This is a genomic window from Gilliamella sp. wkB112 (assembly GCF_001690685.1).
Taxonomy (GTDB): Bacteria; Pseudomonadota; Gammaproteobacteria; order Enterobacterales; family Orbaceae; genus Gilliamella; species Gilliamella apicola_J.
Genome location: NZ_LZGL01000013.1, coordinates 192,648 through 207,558 on the forward strand (window position 1 = coordinate 192,648; position 14,911 = coordinate 207,558).

A 14,911-nucleotide genomic window follows, 5' to 3' on the forward strand; every position below is an offset into this window, starting at 1 on the left:
CGTTATTTATTGTAACCCTAGCCATGTATAGGTAGCCATTTGGACTACCTATAATTATCATTAATAATCCTATTATTTATAATCGTTTGATGATAATTGAGGTATTAATACCACCAAAAGCGAAGTTATTGGTTTGTAGGTATTCAATGTCTAAATCACGACCAGAACCAACAATATAATCCAGATCACCACATTGAGGATCAACATTATTAAGATTGATGGTTGGATGGAACCAACCAGTATGCATCATTTCAATCGATAACCAAGCCTCGAGTGCACCACAGGCACCAAGTGTATGACCAAAATAACTTTTTAATGATGATATAGGCGTTTTATTGCCATATATATTAGCAACGGCATTACTTTCAGCAATATCCCCTCGTGCTGTGGCAGTGCCGTGAGCACTAATATAACCAATTGCACTCGGATCTAGACCCGCTTGTTTTAATGATTGTTGCATGCAGTATTGTATTGTTTCTTGCCGAGGTTGGGTAATATGACTTGCATCACAATTGGTGACAAAGCCGATAATCTCACCATAGATTTTAGCGCCTCGAGCTTTAGCATGTTCGTATTCTTCTAATATTAATGCACCAGCCCCTTCACCTATTACCAGTCCGTCCCTGTCGCGATCATAAGGTTTTGGCGATAATTTTGGTGTATCATTTTTTTGACTTGTGGCAAATAAGGTATCAAATACCGCGGCTTCAGATGGACACAGCTCTTCAGCACCGCCAGCCACCATAACCGTTTGCATCCCAAATTTTATTGCTTCATATGCATAGCCAATCGCCTGACTGCCTGAGGTACAAGCACTAGACGTGGTAATTAAACGCCCTTTTAAGCCAAAAAAAAGTCCGGTATTAACTGCTGTAGTATGTGGCATCATTTGGATATAAGTGGTTGCGGTAATATTGTTAGTGTGTTTTTCATTTAACATGGTGGCAAATGAAGCTACGGGTTGTGTACTACCGGTTGATGAACCAAATGCTATTCCAGTTTCACCATTAGTAATAATTGGATCATTGAGTAATCCCGCTTTCTCTAACGCTATTTCGGTTGCTTTGGTTGATAACAAGGATACTCGCCCCATTGAGCGAATTTTTTTCCTGGTGTAATGTTCAGGTAATTCAAATTGATCAATAGGTGCACCTAATTTAGTATGTAAACCATCATAGATTTCCCATTCGGGCATATATCTAACCGCATTTTCTAATTTTTTTAATCTAGCTTGGATAGTAAACCAATCATAACCAAATGCAGTGACTCCACCCATTCCGGTGATAACTACTCGTTTTGTCATACCATCCCCCCATTGATTGATACTACTTGCCGGGTTACATATCCAGCAAGGTCTGACATAAGGTAACTAGCAAGTCCTGCTACTTCTTCAACTTGTCCCATTCGTTTTAAAGGGATCATTTTCATAGCTTCTTGTAGTGCAATAGGTTCCATAGCTAAAATACCGGTATCAATTAAACCTGGTGCAATACAGTTAACCGTAATTTTGCGTTTAGCAAGTTCAAGCGCTAAGGCTTTACTTGCTCCAATTAAACCGGCTTTAGCTGCGCTATAATTAACCTGCCCACGATTACCGACTATCCCTGAGACAGAAGAAATAACAATAATCCTTCCACCAGAACGTAATCCTATCATTGGCATAATACAAGGATGTAATACATTATAGAAACTATCGAGATCAGTATGAATAACAGCATCCCAATCATTTTCGGTTAAGGCTGGAAAGGCGCCATCGCGAATTATACCCGCGTTATTAACGATGCCATAATACGCACCATGCTGCTCAATATCTGCTTCAATCACCTGTTGGCATTGTAATCGATCACTTACATCAAACTGTAGTAACCGAGCTTCGCAACCAGATTGTTCAATACTTTGTTGGGTATCAACCGCGCCTTGTTTATCGTTGTGGTAATGTATAACAATATTAAAACCATCTTGAGATAATTTTTGGGCTATCGCTTGGCCAATTCCTTTACTTGCACCTGTCACAAGAACCGTTCGTTTCATTAAACTTATACTCCTAATCGCTTTTCACCAACAAGATATTGTAATTCCATATGATCAGGTTCATAAACATTAAGTTTACCTGATGCTACACATTGTTGGTCGATATTTATTTGGCAATCAAAATTAGCTAGTTTGGCATCAGAAAGAACTAAATTAGCCTGTATTATTAACTGGCTTAGGTGAGGGAAGGCGGTTAAAGTAGTTTTTATTGATCTTCCTCCTAATAACATTCCTAGTTGTGGTTTTTTATGCTTGCTCATGCCATGGTAACCATTCCAAATACCAATAGTTTGCGCCATTAATTCAATGGTATAAAAATTAGGTAATGCTTTATCGTTATTTAAAAAAGGTGCTAAGATTCCATCTTGGTTGACTTGCACACCACAAATGCAATGTTCTTCATCAACTAAATGAACTTTGTCAATCATTACCATTGGCGCTTCATGCGGTAAATAATCAGTTGCTGGGTAATATTGCATTATACTCTCCCAATAATAAGCGATGCATTGTTACCACCAAATGCAAAAGAGTTTGACATTATAACCGGATATTCCAAGATCATATCTCGCGTAACAATATTGATCTTATCAAGATTTGGATCAAATGCTGATATTGAAAAATTTTGTTGTGGTAAGTATATTTTGTTAGTGAGTAATAAATAACTAATTGCTAATTCGGTAGCGGCGGCACTCCCTAATGTGTGTCCAGTAAGGTGTTTGGTTGAACTACATGGCGGTAATGATTGGTTAAATAAGCGATATACCGCTTTACTTTCAGCCAAATCATTTAATATAGTTGCGGTGCCATGTAAGTTGATATAGCCAATCTGATTGGAATTTAACTTAGCTTCATCAAGTGCTATTTGCATAGCCTGTTGCGCACCTAAACCGTCCGGATGCGGCGATGAGATATGATAGGCATCAGATGATTCGCCGATTCCTAAAATTGCTATGTCACTGGTTTCATGTTTGGTTAGTAAAAATAAAGCACTTGCTTCACCAATATTTATGCCATTACGTTTTTCTGCAAATGGCATACATGGGTTTGCAGACAGAGATTCAAGCGCATTAAAACCATTAATTGGCATTCTACTTAAACTGTCGGAACCACCAACAATTGCTGCATCGACCAGACCTGATTCGATTAGCCTTTTTCCACTTATAATGGCTTTGGCGCTTGAGGTGCAAGCTGTCGAAATAGTATAACTAGGACCTTTTAAACCAAGTAACGCGGTCAAAAAGCAAGATGGATCACCCAATTCTTGTTGATTATAACTATAGCTTGAAGGAAAGTTTTGAGTTTGTAAGTAGTGATTAACGGCGAGATCACCTTCATGAATACCGGAAGTACTGGTCCCCATAATAATTGCTACTCTTTTACGCCCATATTGACTAATAATTTGTTCTATTTCATGTTGAATTTGCAGATACGTTGCATACAAAAGTCGGTTATTGCGTGTTGAGTATAGTGATAAAGGTTTAGGAATGTTGGGCAAATCATCTGAGACTTTTCCTAACCATGTTGGTTGACCATCTAATAACCATTCTTGTCGTTGAACTAAGCAATGGCTAGCTCGATAATTGTTAGCTAGATTTTGCTTAATTTCAATCAAGGTATTGCCTAATGCATTAATTGCACCTAGTGCAGCTATATAGATCATTTACTGCGCTTCCATACTTTGAATGTCAATTTGATAGCCAAATATATTATGTACAATTTGAATAGGTTTTCTTATTTGCAGGGATGGTTTTTCTTTATAGGTTATGTCGATAATAGTTTCTTGTTTATCATTAAGTAATTTTCTATGTAGTTGGTTATCAATAAGTTGCCAGCCTTCCGGTAAAACTACTTGCCATTGTTGAGTAGGTAAAATGCTTAACATAATATCAGATAAAACTTGCTGAGGTGCTGGCAATTCTTTAACGAATATATTTTGTTTCGTTTTAATATTTCGACCGTCATATTCAATTTCGAATAATCGAATTCCTAACGCTGTCAATCCAATAACTTTAAGTTGATTTTGGTTGAGATCAACTAAAGTAATAAGTGAATTTGCTTGGTTTTTATATTTGAACTTTAGTAGTTGTTGGTCGTGATAATCTTGCTGTAAATTAGGTATTGGAAGATTGACTCTTGTTTCCTTAGTTAGCCATGCCTCTGCGTGGGGTTTAGTTGTGCAAGCAGAAATAAGCATTCCTAACATAAGTATTGTTAAAATTAAATATTTTTTCATCCTGAATCACCTAGTTTTGGATTATTTATTTTTTAAATATTGGTTTTGGGGTACAGCTAATGGTGCAAATAAAAATGCAGCGAAAATTCCACTAGTTAGCACTAAACCAAATCCTCTAATAGCATTTGTATGGCTAATTATCAGAAGTCCAAAAGATAATAGCGTAGTTAAAGCTGCCATGGTGACAGCTAATAATGCACTTTTGGTTTGGCTTTTATAATTACTTAAGAACAGACTATAATCGATACCGATACCAATGACAAGGATGAGTGCCAACATTGAAAATAAATTGAGTGATTGATTTGTAATTCCATGTATCGATAATGCCATACCAATCGATAAAAGTGTTGGTAAGGTACTTTTTAACGCAGCAATTAACCCATGCTTACGATTGTAGATGATAAAACTCAAACAAATAATTGCTACGGTAACGGTAATTAGTTGTGCTATATGAATGCGGTAGTTGGTGAACATAGTATTGAAGTCGGAACGACGATCTAACCAATAAACACCGTTATCTATTTGAGATAATTGTCTAACTTGATTTAATTGATGAATACCACTTACTGGTATCAAGGTAGCACTTTTACCATCTTTTAATGACAACCACAGTAAATTTCGACCATGGCTGATTGTGCTTTGTTGCCATAACTCTGGCGTAATAAAAGTGGTATTAACTGGGTTGAAATGAGGTAATTCGACCTGTAGGTTGATTTGCTTAAGCGAGGATATGATCTCAGGTGCGTATTGCTCTAATGTAACTATATTTTGTTGTTGTTTAGCCATCGATGGCAAGTTAATTGCTTGATATTGCTTAAAGGCTCCATTTTGTTTTGCTTGTTCTAATTTTGGTAAAAATTGTTCCAATCTTTGCAATGTTTGTTCAGGGGTATCGCCAAATACTATAAACCATTTTTGGTCTGAAGATTGGTGAGTGATATTAATTATTTGCTGTTCTTGATGTTGTAGTTCAGCAGGTAAAGCTTGTAACTTGCCAATATCATCATCTACGTTAAGTTGATTTAAACCATAACCAATAAAAATTAAAGCTAATATTATCATAAAGAGTTGCATTACTCTTTTTTGCCAGAGATTAAGCCAAAAACTTAATAAGTGTTGACCTATATTTTCCCGTACAGGCAACTTTTTGACTAAAAATGGATACCAACAAATCACAGTCATAAATGCGCCAATTAAGCCAAACATAGCAAATATTGACAGTTGTTTTAACCCAGGGAAAGGGGCAATTAATAAAATTAAATAAGCAATAAAACTGGTACTTAAGGCAATGGCTAATGTTGCTATTAATTTTTTTAAACTTAGATAAGGTGATTCCTGATTGCCGTGCAATAATCGTTCAGTAAGATAGTGAAGTGAATAATCAATAGCGATACCAATGATGCTGGTACTCATTACTAAAGTAATTACATGAATTTCACCAAATATAGTTAATACAGCAACTAATCCACAAACAATACCAATGAAAATTGATAATAAGGAAAGTAAGATCGGTCTAACTGAACGAAAAATAGTAATAATTAAAATGACGATGCCGATAATTGATATACTGCCAATAGTTGAAATATCACTTTGAGCTTGTTGACTAGCATAATCGCTATAAAATAAAACCCCACGCTTTAATATTTTTGTTTCTGGCCATTTTGTTTTTAATTGATCGGTGAGTTGATTTAGCTGTATCACGATTTGGTGTGATTGGTTCATATTAAATGAAGAGCCATTCAGTTCAGCATAAATCATGTACCAGACAGCACCTTGTTCATCCTTGCTAGTAAGCCAATTATTTTTAACCATTAAGTTGCCGGTATTGGCTAACTGGTTTAATTGTGATGAACGTATTAGAAGTAAAGGGTCATTGGTTAGTTCACTAGCACTAACCCCACTAAAAGGCGAGTATAGTTGACTTAGGATCCAAGAAAAATGTTGATTTGATTTAAGCCGTGCGATCGTTTGGTCATCTATTAATTGAAAACGATGTTGATAAGCAAATTGCCCCCAACTTTTTTGAAAATTTTCGTCAAATAAGCCGTTTGTTTGATGAATAAATGTTTGTTGTTGTAAATTTTGGTACCACCACATTACCGGTTCGGTATTATTAGGATCGGCTGGTTTAATTAACCAAACTAATTGTTTATCGAGTCTATCTTGAAAACTATTAATAAGTTCAGATGGTACCTTGTTGGTTTGTTCTTTAGGTAATAAAGATAATATACTGCTATTTAATTTGCTATTAGAAACCAGATAACCTGTTGCCAATAGCAGGGTAATAACCATCATCAGCCATAAAATGGCGGCAGTTTTTAGTGTTACAAACTTATTTAAATAATAGTTGTTCATTTTTATTTAATGGTGTTGTGCGATGATTAGAAAATGAAATAACCGTTTTATCATTTTGCATATCATCAATGATAATTTTTTGTAGATAGACTTCGCCACTTAATGTTATCTGTTGAAAAATTTTACTTAATGGCGCTAATTTAGGTTTTAGCAGTAAAGTCCATTGTCTGTTTTGTTCACTTAGTGTGACGTCAAAATTATCTTCTAACAATTTTCTATCTGCGGTAAATATTGCCGTTAATAAATGATTAAACTGAAATAATTGTGGTTGAGTTTCTGCCGTAATGATCTGTGGCTTTTGATCAGCAATGTTTTGTTCCATTCGTTGTTGATTCATTTTTAATATCATTTCAAAAGGAGTTAATTGTTGCCACCATAATCCTAATTTTTGCGATAGGATCATTTTACCAGTTGAATGCAATGAATCGGGTAAACCATTAATATAGCGATCCTGACTAAAATCCGCCCGTACAATTTCATTCTTACTAAATTGTTGTTGTAAATCTGCTAGCGTAATTGCTTGACAGCAAGTTGTTAAAAACAACCCTAAAATGCTAATAGAAGCAGCTAAATATTGTTTCATTCTACTAATCCAAACCTTTCTAATAATATTTTGGGAGTAACAAAACTCATTTCCTGATTAATGGCCGATACAGCCACTTGAATGGTATAACCAGAAGTTGTTTTTTTCCCGGTTTTTACGTCAATTATTTTATAATTAATTTTTATGCGGTGTTCATATTCTGCTAATTCTGCAGTTATTTGTAATGTTTGTTCAGCAATTGTTGAGGCTGAGTATTTTATTCTTGCATCAACAACAGGCCAAAGATAACCAGACTCGATCATGTCGCGGTAACCATAATGGTATTTTTGAAATAAAGCTTCTCGTGCTTTTTCAAAAAATTTTAAATAATTGCCATGCCACACAACACCCATTGCATCAGTATCATGAAATGAGGTGGTATATTCGATTGTCGCACAGCATTTAGTATTACAATTCATGTCCATTTTTCTTTAGCGTTAGGTTATTGGATTTAGGTTGACTAAATTGCCAAAAATCATAGAAATTAAACCAATCAAGAGGCGATATTAAACAATAGTGCTCTAAACGCTTAGCATAACTTTGTATTATTAATTCCAGTTCACGTTGGCGATTGGCTCTGGTTAAATTTAGTCTATCGGAAAAATGTTCAAAATAGAATTGAAAACGTCCATTAGGTTTTAATCCCCAAACTAAATAAACAGGACATTTTAATGTAGCAGATAAGATAAATGGCCCTTTAGGGAACGGGGCGGGTTTACCTAAAAAATCAGTCCAAACAACGGAGTTTTCTTGCATTCTTTGATGAGCATTACTTGATGTTCTATCGCCAACAATCGCTATCCATTCACCAGCGTCGATTTTTTGTTTTAATAAAATTGCTGTATCAGGCCCTAAGGTGTCGACCTGAATTAAATTAATGGCAGAATCTGAATTAACTTCTTTCAAGACTTGATTAAAACGGGCGGCATGATGAGTAAATACTAGGGCGTTAATTGTTACTTGATGGGATAATTTTGCAATTGCTCGGCACATTTCTATGTCGCCAAGGTGTGAACAGAGTAAAATAATGCCCTGCTTTTCAGCGATAATGTTTAAACATTTTTGTTTATTAGGATAATACAAATCATCTATTTTAATGTCACCTTGCCAACTGGCAAGTTTATCGAGTAATGATTCGCCAAAGCGTTGAAAATGATGAAATGTAGTAAGTTGTTTTTTATCAACTAATGGAATGTGGTGGTAATATTGTTTGATTGTTTGTAAGTAATCTTTTGATGCTTGCCGTTGCTTTTTACCGGTTAACCAAAAATAGCTTATAACTGGAAACATGATCAGTTGCGCCACTTTTCGACCTAATAAACGGTAAAGCATGAGGATAAATTTAATGCCTAACAATCCTTTCCTTTCTTGAGTTTGAGACCAATGGGTTTGCTGTTTTTTTTTATTAAGATTTCGTTTTATTAAAGAAATTGATCGTGGCAACATACCAAAGAATAGTCTGGTATGCATCCAAGAAATAAGTAAATTATCTTGGAATGCTTTGAAGTGAGAAATGCCACCTTTTGGGTAAATTACCTTAGTAGGTATAAAAATAACCGAAGAACCTTGCCAATATAATCTGACCATTATATCTGTATCAAAATCCATCCGTTTACCTATTTGATGTTGATTAATTAGCTTATAAGTTGATGGCAATGGATAAATACGCAATCCACACATACTATCTTTAATTGCAAAAGATAGAGTTTCGATCCATACCCAAAAATGGGTTATATATCTAGCTATTAATCTATGTTTAGGTACAGAATCATCGTAAATAGGACGACCAGATATTAATGCACTAGGAAATAATTTGGATTGTGCGATCAGTTGCATAATATCTTGGCAATTGTGTTGACCGTCAGCATCAAGTTGAATTGCGTGTGAATATCCTTGTTGATAGGCATATTTAATTCCAGTCATCACGGCACCACCTTTACCTTGATTGGTTGGTAAACGAATTAAGGTCACCCATGGTAATTGTTGAGAGATTTGTTGCAGTTGTTTTGCCGAATCACTGGTACTGCCATCATCAATTAAAAAACAGTGTAATTGATAAGTTTCAATACTATTAAGAACGCCAGCTAATGCTTCACTATGATTATAACATGGAATAACAAAGCAGTAATTAATTGATGTTGTTTCCGTTATATAGGTTGTTACTGGCATAATGTAAGTTTTCCTGAACTGGCCACTTTATTGATATTTTCTGGGGTAATAAAAGTATAAGAAAATAACAATTTTTGTGTCTGAGTGTTCCATTCTATGTGTAACAATAAGTGATCTTCAGGCAATATAGGGCATTGAAATTTGATTACTTCCACCGATGATAAGGCTAAATTCGCGTTAAAAAATTTTTGGGCATAATAAATTACCCAATTGAGTTGAGCCACTCCTGGTAATAGTGGTTGTGAAACAAAATGGCCTTTAAACCAAAATAGATCAGGTGGTATATTCAGCTCAATATCAGCTTGATGTTGATTGATATTTAAGGTTATTTCTTCAGGAAGTATTTTACTCATTTTGGTAACCTCAAATAATTTTTTTAATTCAATATAAGTACATTTGCCTTGAGTATTTTTAGGAAAATCATTAATAAATCGCCATTTTTTAGGCATTTCGCTTAATGATAATGTATCTTTTAAGGATTGTCGAAAATATTGTGATAATTTGAACGTTCCTTCATGTTGTAATTGTTGTTGCCCAGAATGATTGAGTTTAATTATTATACCAAGAATAGTTCGATTATTATGTTCTAATGGGATAACATATGCTTGTTCGACTTGATTAAGTTGATTGAATTTATTTTCTATATAAGTCAATGAAACTCGTTTTTCCGATATTTTGATGATTTTGTCGAGGCGACCATCTAAATAAAAAGATCTGCTATTCACTAATCTTATTTTATCATCCAATGGTTGAGGTTTATCAAGTAATGGTGAAAAAAATAGTGCAGGTTGGCTTTCTTCCATTTTAATATGCATTGGCGCAAATAACTGCCAAGGCATATCAGGCTGTTTTTGTTGGCGAATAGCTATAATACCAGTTTCACTTGAACCATATATCTCATTTGGTAATACTGTGAAGTTATGTTGACAAAGTTGTGCTTCGGCATAAGTTAATTTTCCACCCGACGAAATCACTTTATCACATTTTATTGCAGGCAATTTATCATCTAAATTTTTAATAATTGAAGGCGTGGTAATGTAGATTAATTTTTTATGTTTATAGGCCGTAAATTGTTCTTGATAAATAATTTTTTCACAAACAAATGGTATTTTACAACTTAGTGCTAACATAATTTTAAAGGTTAAACCATACATGTGTTCATGCGAAACAGCCGCCACAAATAGATCGCTAGACAATTCTCCCCAGTAAGATAGAAGAACTAAACTTTCTTGTTCCAACTGAGAAACTGATTTTTCAATTGGTTTGGGTAATCCTGTTGAACCGGAGGTAAACAACGTGAAGGTTTTTTGGATAAAGCCATTATCCAAAAGATTATAATCATAGGTTAGATTGTTGGAATTTAGTGAATTAATATCGATAATTTGTTGGTTATCATATTGGTTTTGATAAATTGTTTTATCATCGGTCAATATCGCTTCGTAAAAATGTTGCATTTCTTGATGGCATGGATCGAGCAAGCGGGGATGTTTACCTAAATAAAGTAATGCTAATAATCCTGCCACAAAATTAAAGCTATCTTGCATGGATAACGCCCAATATTTTTGCGGGCAATGAACTAGTGAATGACAGATTAATAACACTTGCTGTTTGAGATCTCCAACTAATAATGGTTGGTGATGTCTAAAAGCAATTATTTCATGTTCAGGTCGTAATAGCTGTTCAGATAAATAGGCTAATTTTGGTGTTTTTGACGAATAAGCCATTCTCCCCCCATTAGTATTGCAATGAGAATATAGCTAATCAGGCCATTATAAATTGTCCAGTAAGAGATATTATCCAATAGGCAGGTTAAAAGTGCTATGCTGCCATTTAATACAAAAAATACACACCAACATAATGTTACTTTACGAGTATATTGTATCGCTTTTCGTGATAACTCCGAATGACGTATTCTTGCGAATTTTTCTATTATTGTTTGTGGTTGTGTTAAAGAGTAGCAAAAAACTGCAAAAAATAGCACATTAACAGCAACCGGATAATAAAGTAGTAGCTGATACTTAGTAAATACCCAACTAAGAATTGCTAAGAATAAACCTACACACGCAGTAATCTTTGCTAGCCATTGGATATAAGAGAATATATTGGGCAAGGTAAAGATGCGTAATATAAAAAACATTAGTAAACATAAAATTGCTAGATTAATACATTGATAATGTAGAGATAAATAGATAATAAATGGATAACATACTAATAAAATATTAGTAATGCATTTTATTATTACTCTATATTTATTCATGTTTATTATTTATCATTCATTAAATTATTTACTGCTTCAACTACGTCTTGTACAGTTCTTACCGATTTAAATGTTTCGGGATCGACTTTTTTGCCTATCTTTTTTTGTAGATGAACAACTAAGTCAACAGCATCTATACTATCAAGATCCAATTCTTCAAATAGCCTTGACTCAGGTTTGATTTCTTCTGGTGATAACTCAAAAAGTTGGACAAGTGCAGATTGAATTTGTTCAAAAATTTGTTGCTTATCCATGCTATAGGACTCCTTATTGTTGTGAAGAAATAAAATTAGCTAATGTTTTAACCGAATAGAATGCTTTTTTAGTTTCGTCACTTTCAGCTGATAAAACAATACTATATTGGTTTTTTATCGCAAGACCAAGTTCTAATGCATCTATTGAATCTAAGCCAAGACCATCACCAAATAATGGTGCCTCGGTTTCAATTTCATTAGGAGTTATGTCTTCTAAGTTAAGAACATGAATAATGAGAGTTTTAATTTCATTGTGTAATTTTTCCATTAGTTTTCCTTTTACTTATTTTTTAATATTTTTGTGTTAGTACTGATGTTAGATGTCTGGTCAATTTCCTCGCTGCTATAGTTGTGTTGTTATTTAAAAATTCATGAATTGTGATTTTTTCCCCCACTGTAATATTAAACACGGTTTTTTTGACTGGGACTTGATACCATCTTTGTCCTTTTATCAGCCAAAAAGGATCACAATCAATATGGATAATGCGAATATCTGCTTGGCAACGTAGTGCAATATTAGCTGCACCTCTTTGTAATTTTATTGGTTGATTGGGTACACTTCGCGTACCTTCTGGGAATATCAATATTCGGCCTCCATTCAATAATATTTCTTGGCAATTAGACAAAATTTTATTAGTTTCACCATTTAAAATATAACCAGCAGTTTTTATAATGCGACTAATAAAAATATTATTTAATAAAGCACCCTTAACTAAACAATTACAATGAGGCATTACCGATACTAAAAGTACAACATCTAATAAAGATGGGTGATTGGCCACAACAAGGCAATTTTTATCCTGTTTAAGTTTTTCTATGCCCTCGAATTTATAATTAATTATACCCAATGTTTTAACAATCCATAGGAAAATTTTAAAACTCAAACTGATTGTGCATTGGGCAATCATGCATCTTTTATCCTTATTCCAAATAAATAATCGCAATAAACTAAACCATATTATTGATAATACAACTAACCCATAAAATCCGAATAATATAAATCCAAATGCAGTTGCCAATAGTCGCCACCACTGATTTAATTTACTTGCAATTTTATGTATTATATGTTTTGTGTCCATTGCCAATCTTGAGTATTACCTTTTATAGTAAATTTCTGTTTTTTATTTAAATAAGCATGTAAAAAAGCAAGGGATTGCGGGTGTTCAGCTAGATAAAAAGTTGATGTCTTTTCTATGTTTTGGCAACTAAATTGATTACCTTGGCTTAGTATATAGCCGACTGCGTAAGCAGGAATAGTTGGTTTTATTAGTGTTTGATAAATATCAGGGATCTTGCCATCAAAATCAATCAATAACACTTTTTTATCTTGTGCATAAATTAATGGTAATGCTTCAAGTAAACCTTGATGAAAACTATCAATATTAGCTGAAAGTGATGTTATTGGAATGGTTCGTTTGGCTATTATAGTTAATGCCCCTGCTGCAGTATTATGCACAGATAAAGCAAAATCAGTGGGTGATATTGCAGTATTTTGATTAAGCATAGATAAAATTCGGCAAGTTCTTTCCAATTCTCCATGACGGCTAGTAAAAATTGCTAAATTAATATCTTCATTTTCAATAAGTTCTAAGCCAACTTCGACAGCTAAGCGAGATGGTTCACTCATTCTTCTTGCTTGCATCATAGGTATTTTTTTTGATTTAGGTAAAGGCAAACTCCAGTCATGATTTGAATGCTTTGACCATAAGCTCCAATCAATTCTATTGGATAATCCTGATGATAATGCAAACCAACTGTCAATAGAAAAAGAAAAATTCATTTTGATTATATTTTTAAATAACTATATTATTTATGCACTGATTTGTTAAACGATAATCGTTTATAGTATATCGTTAGTAACTTGATTTCCAGAAAATATTAAGTATAAGCTTTTAAACTTTATGAAAACAACATAAAAAGGAATTAAATTGACCAGTCAGGAAAATATTAAGTATGGTTATGATCAAAACATCCATTCTGCTTTAGATGCAATTACCGAAGCGCAAAAGATTGCATTTTACCCAATTTTGTTTCAAGCCGTTGTGTGTATGAAAAAAAATGGAATTTTAGCCTGTTTAGATCGTGCTGGTACACAAGGAACTAATATTGATAATATAACCAAAGAAGTTTCGCTTTCTTCTTATGCAATTCAACTTTTATTGGATGTCGGGTTGAGCATGCATGTGGTTTACCAACGAAATGAAAGTTATATTTTAAGTAAAATAGGGCACTACTTATTACATGATAAAATGACCCAAGTTAATATGAATTTTACTCAAGATATTTGTTATCAAAGTATGTTTTATTTGTCAGAAGCCCTCGAAAAAGGGTACCCAGCGGGATTAAAAGTTTTTGGTGAGTGGCAAACAATCTACCCGGCACTAAACTTATTACCTGAACAGGCCAAAAAGAGTTGGTTCGAATTTGATCATTTTTACTCTAATCATTCATTTCCAGCTGCCTACCCTTATGTAAATAAACTTGCTCCTATACACATTTATGATGTTGGTGGTAATACAGGTTTATGGGCACTATATTGTGCCCAACAAAATGCAGAAGTAAAAATCACAATATTGGATTTACCAGAGCAGCTTGCTGTAGCACAAGAAAATGTAAAACAAGCAGGGTTCATGGATCGTATTAACGGGTTTGCAGTAGATTTATTAAAAGAACAACAATTACCTAGTGAAGCAGATGTATGGTGGATGAGTCAGTTTTTAGATTGTTTTAGTGAAGATCAGATTGTTGATATTTTGAAGTTAATTCATCACAGTATGCAAGATAATGCAACTGTTTGTATTATGGACCTATTTTGGGATAGACAGGCATTTTCAGCTGGGGCATTAAGTTTAAATGCTTCTTCATTATATTTTACTTGTTTAGCTAATGGTAATAGTCGTTTCTATCATTCAAAAGTGTTTTATAAATGCTTGAGTGCAGCTGGTTTTCATGTTGAGCAGGATATTGATGGTTTAGGTTTTGGGCATACCCTGTTAATATGTAAAAAACGTTGAGTAATAAAATAATTA

At 33.9% G+C, this 14,911-nt stretch carries 16 protein-coding genes; 1 reads left to right on the top strand and 15 read right to left on the bottom strand.

Annotated elements, in window-relative coordinates; translation table 11 throughout:
* Window positions 1-76 precede the first annotated feature (76 nt).
* The 15 genes from A9G12_RS05755 to A9G12_RS05825 form a co-directional block, all read right to left on the bottom strand.
* Entirely contained in the window at window positions 77-1,303 is a 1,227-nt protein-coding gene (locus A9G12_RS05755) for a beta-ketoacyl-ACP synthase (protein WP_065564906.1), read from the bottom strand.
* Complete coding sequence (locus tag A9G12_RS05760) at window positions 1,300-2,031, bottom strand: 3-ketoacyl-ACP reductase FabG2 (protein ID WP_065564907.1); 732 nt, start codon at window positions 2,029-2,031, stop codon at window positions 1,300-1,302. Before A9G12_RS05760 ends, A9G12_RS05755 begins: the two co-directional genes overlap by 4 nt.
* A 5-nt stretch (window positions 2,032-2,036) precedes the next feature.
* Window positions 2,037-2,510, bottom strand: coding sequence for an ApeP family dehydratase (locus A9G12_RS05765; RefSeq protein ID WP_065564908.1), 474 nt, complete (start codon window positions 2,508-2,510; stop codon window positions 2,037-2,039).
* Entirely contained in the window at window positions 2,510-3,691 is a 1,182-nt protein-coding gene (locus A9G12_RS05770) for a beta-ketoacyl-[acyl-carrier-protein] synthase family protein (protein ID WP_065564909.1), read from the bottom strand. Before A9G12_RS05770 ends, A9G12_RS05765 begins: the two co-directional genes overlap by 1 nt.
* Window positions 3,692-4,264, bottom strand: a complete 573-nt coding sequence (locus A9G12_RS05775) for a DUF3261 domain-containing protein (protein WP_065564910.1) — start codon at window positions 4,262-4,264, stop codon at window positions 3,692-3,694.
* A gap of 21 nt (window positions 4,265-4,285) precedes the next feature.
* The gene (locus tag A9G12_RS05780; RefSeq protein ID WP_065564911.1) at window positions 4,286-6,619 is read right to left on the bottom strand and encodes an MMPL family transporter; all 2,334 of its coding nucleotides are present in this window, start codon (window positions 6,617-6,619) and stop codon (window positions 4,286-4,288) included.
* Complete coding sequence (locus A9G12_RS05785; protein WP_065564912.1) at window positions 6,597-7,202, bottom strand: outer membrane lipoprotein carrier protein LolA; 606 nt, start codon at window positions 7,200-7,202, stop codon at window positions 6,597-6,599. The genes A9G12_RS05780 and A9G12_RS05785 overlap by 23 nt, the downstream gene beginning before the upstream one ends.
* Entirely contained in the window at window positions 7,199-7,627 is a 429-nt protein-coding gene (locus tag A9G12_RS05790) for an acyl-CoA thioesterase (RefSeq protein WP_442903472.1), read from the bottom strand. The genes A9G12_RS05785 and A9G12_RS05790 overlap by 4 nt, the downstream gene beginning before the upstream one ends.
* On the bottom strand, window positions 7,611-9,371 hold the full coding sequence (locus A9G12_RS05795; protein ID WP_065564914.1) for a glycosyltransferase family 2 protein: 1,761 nt from the start codon (window positions 9,369-9,371) through the stop codon (window positions 7,611-7,613). The genes A9G12_RS05790 and A9G12_RS05795 overlap by 17 nt, the downstream gene beginning before the upstream one ends.
* Window positions 9,362-11,095 carry an ApeI family dehydratase gene (locus A9G12_RS05800; RefSeq protein WP_065564915.1) on the bottom strand — a complete coding sequence of 578 codons (1,734 nt, stop codon included), beginning with the start codon at window positions 11,093-11,095 and terminating at the stop codon, window positions 9,362-9,364. The genes A9G12_RS05795 and A9G12_RS05800 overlap by 10 nt, the downstream gene beginning before the upstream one ends.
* The gene (locus tag A9G12_RS05805; protein WP_081299673.1) at window positions 11,065-11,508 is read right to left on the bottom strand and encodes a hypothetical protein; all 444 of its coding nucleotides are present in this window, start codon (window positions 11,506-11,508) and stop codon (window positions 11,065-11,067) included. Before A9G12_RS05805 ends, A9G12_RS05800 begins: the two co-directional genes overlap by 31 nt.
* A gap of 125 nt (window positions 11,509-11,633) precedes the next feature.
* Window positions 11,634-11,882: an acyl carrier protein gene (locus A9G12_RS05810; RefSeq protein WP_065564917.1), complete on the bottom strand. Its 249-nt coding sequence runs from the start codon at window positions 11,880-11,882 to the stop codon at window positions 11,634-11,636.
* Between the two features lie 13 nt (window positions 11,883-11,895).
* Window positions 11,896-12,150, bottom strand: a complete 255-nt coding sequence (locus A9G12_RS05815) for a phosphopantetheine-binding protein (RefSeq protein ID WP_065564918.1) — start codon at window positions 12,148-12,150, stop codon at window positions 11,896-11,898.
* Between the two features lie 22 nt (window positions 12,151-12,172).
* Entirely contained in the window at window positions 12,173-12,790 is a 618-nt protein-coding gene (locus A9G12_RS05820) for a lysophospholipid acyltransferase family protein (protein ID WP_218056585.1), read from the bottom strand.
* A 152-nt stretch (window positions 12,791-12,942) separates the two neighbouring features.
* Window positions 12,943-13,662, bottom strand: a complete 720-nt coding sequence (locus tag A9G12_RS05825; RefSeq protein WP_065564920.1) for a beta-ketoacyl synthase chain length factor — start codon at window positions 13,660-13,662, stop codon at window positions 12,943-12,945.
* 166 nt (window positions 13,663-13,828) lie between these two features.
* Between A9G12_RS05825 and A9G12_RS05830 the strand changes: the two genes are divergently transcribed.
* A complete protein-coding gene (locus A9G12_RS05830; protein WP_065565015.1) occupies window positions 13,829-14,896 on the top strand; it encodes a methyltransferase in 1,068 nt (355 codons plus the stop codon).
* Window positions 14,897-14,911 lie beyond the last annotated feature (15 nt).

What these genes read in the sequence shown, in the direction of transcription:
- A9G12_RS05785 (WP_065564912.1), bottom strand. Translation starts at nt 7,202, where the DNA reads ATGAAACAATATTTAGCTGCTTCTATTAGCATTTTAGGGTTGTTTTTA.
- A9G12_RS05805 (WP_081299673.1), bottom strand. Translation starts at nt 11,508, where the DNA reads ATGTTTTTTATATTACGCATCTTTACCTTGCCCAATATATTCTCTTAT.
- A9G12_RS05770 (WP_065564909.1), bottom strand. Translation starts at nt 3,691, where the DNA reads ATGATCTATATAGCTGCACTAGGTGCAATTAATGCATTAGGCAATACC.
- A9G12_RS05825 (WP_065564920.1), bottom strand. Translation starts at nt 13,662, where the DNA reads ATGAATTTTTCTTTTTCTATTGACAGTTGGTTTGCATTATCATCAGGA.
- A9G12_RS05815 (WP_065564918.1), bottom strand. Translation starts at nt 12,150, where the DNA reads ATGGAAAAATTACACAATGAAATTAAAACTCTCATTATTCATGTTCTT.
- A9G12_RS05790 (WP_442903472.1), bottom strand. Translation starts at nt 7,627, where the DNA reads ATGGACATGAATTGTAATACTAAATGCTGTGCGACAATCGAATATACC.
- A9G12_RS05765 (WP_065564908.1), bottom strand. Translation starts at nt 2,510, where the DNA reads ATGCAATATTACCCAGCAACTGATTATTTACCGCATGAAGCGCCAATG.
- A9G12_RS05810 (WP_065564917.1), bottom strand. Translation starts at nt 11,882, where the DNA reads ATGGATAAGCAACAAATTTTTGAACAAATTCAATCTGCACTTGTCCAA.
- A9G12_RS05795 (WP_065564914.1), bottom strand. Translation starts at nt 9,371, where the DNA reads ATGCCAGTAACAACCTATATAACGGAAACAACATCAATTAATTACTGC.
- A9G12_RS05820 (WP_218056585.1), bottom strand. Translation starts at nt 12,790, where the DNA reads ATGATTGCCCAATGCACAATCAGTTTGAGTTTTAAAATTTTCCTATGG.
- A9G12_RS05760 (WP_065564907.1), bottom strand. Translation starts at nt 2,031, where the DNA reads ATGAAACGAACGGTTCTTGTGACAGGTGCAAGTAAAGGAATTGGCCAA.
- A9G12_RS05775 (WP_065564910.1), bottom strand. Translation starts at nt 4,264, where the DNA reads ATGAAAAAATATTTAATTTTAACAATACTTATGTTAGGAATGCTTATT.
- A9G12_RS05755 (WP_065564906.1), bottom strand. Translation starts at nt 1,303, where the DNA reads ATGACAAAACGAGTAGTTATCACCGGAATGGGTGGAGTCACTGCATTT.
- A9G12_RS05800 (WP_065564915.1), bottom strand. Translation starts at nt 11,095, where the DNA reads ATGGCTTATTCGTCAAAAACACCAAAATTAGCCTATTTATCTGAACAG.
- A9G12_RS05780 (WP_065564911.1), bottom strand. Translation starts at nt 6,619, where the DNA reads ATGAACAACTATTATTTAAATAAGTTTGTAACACTAAAAACTGCCGCC.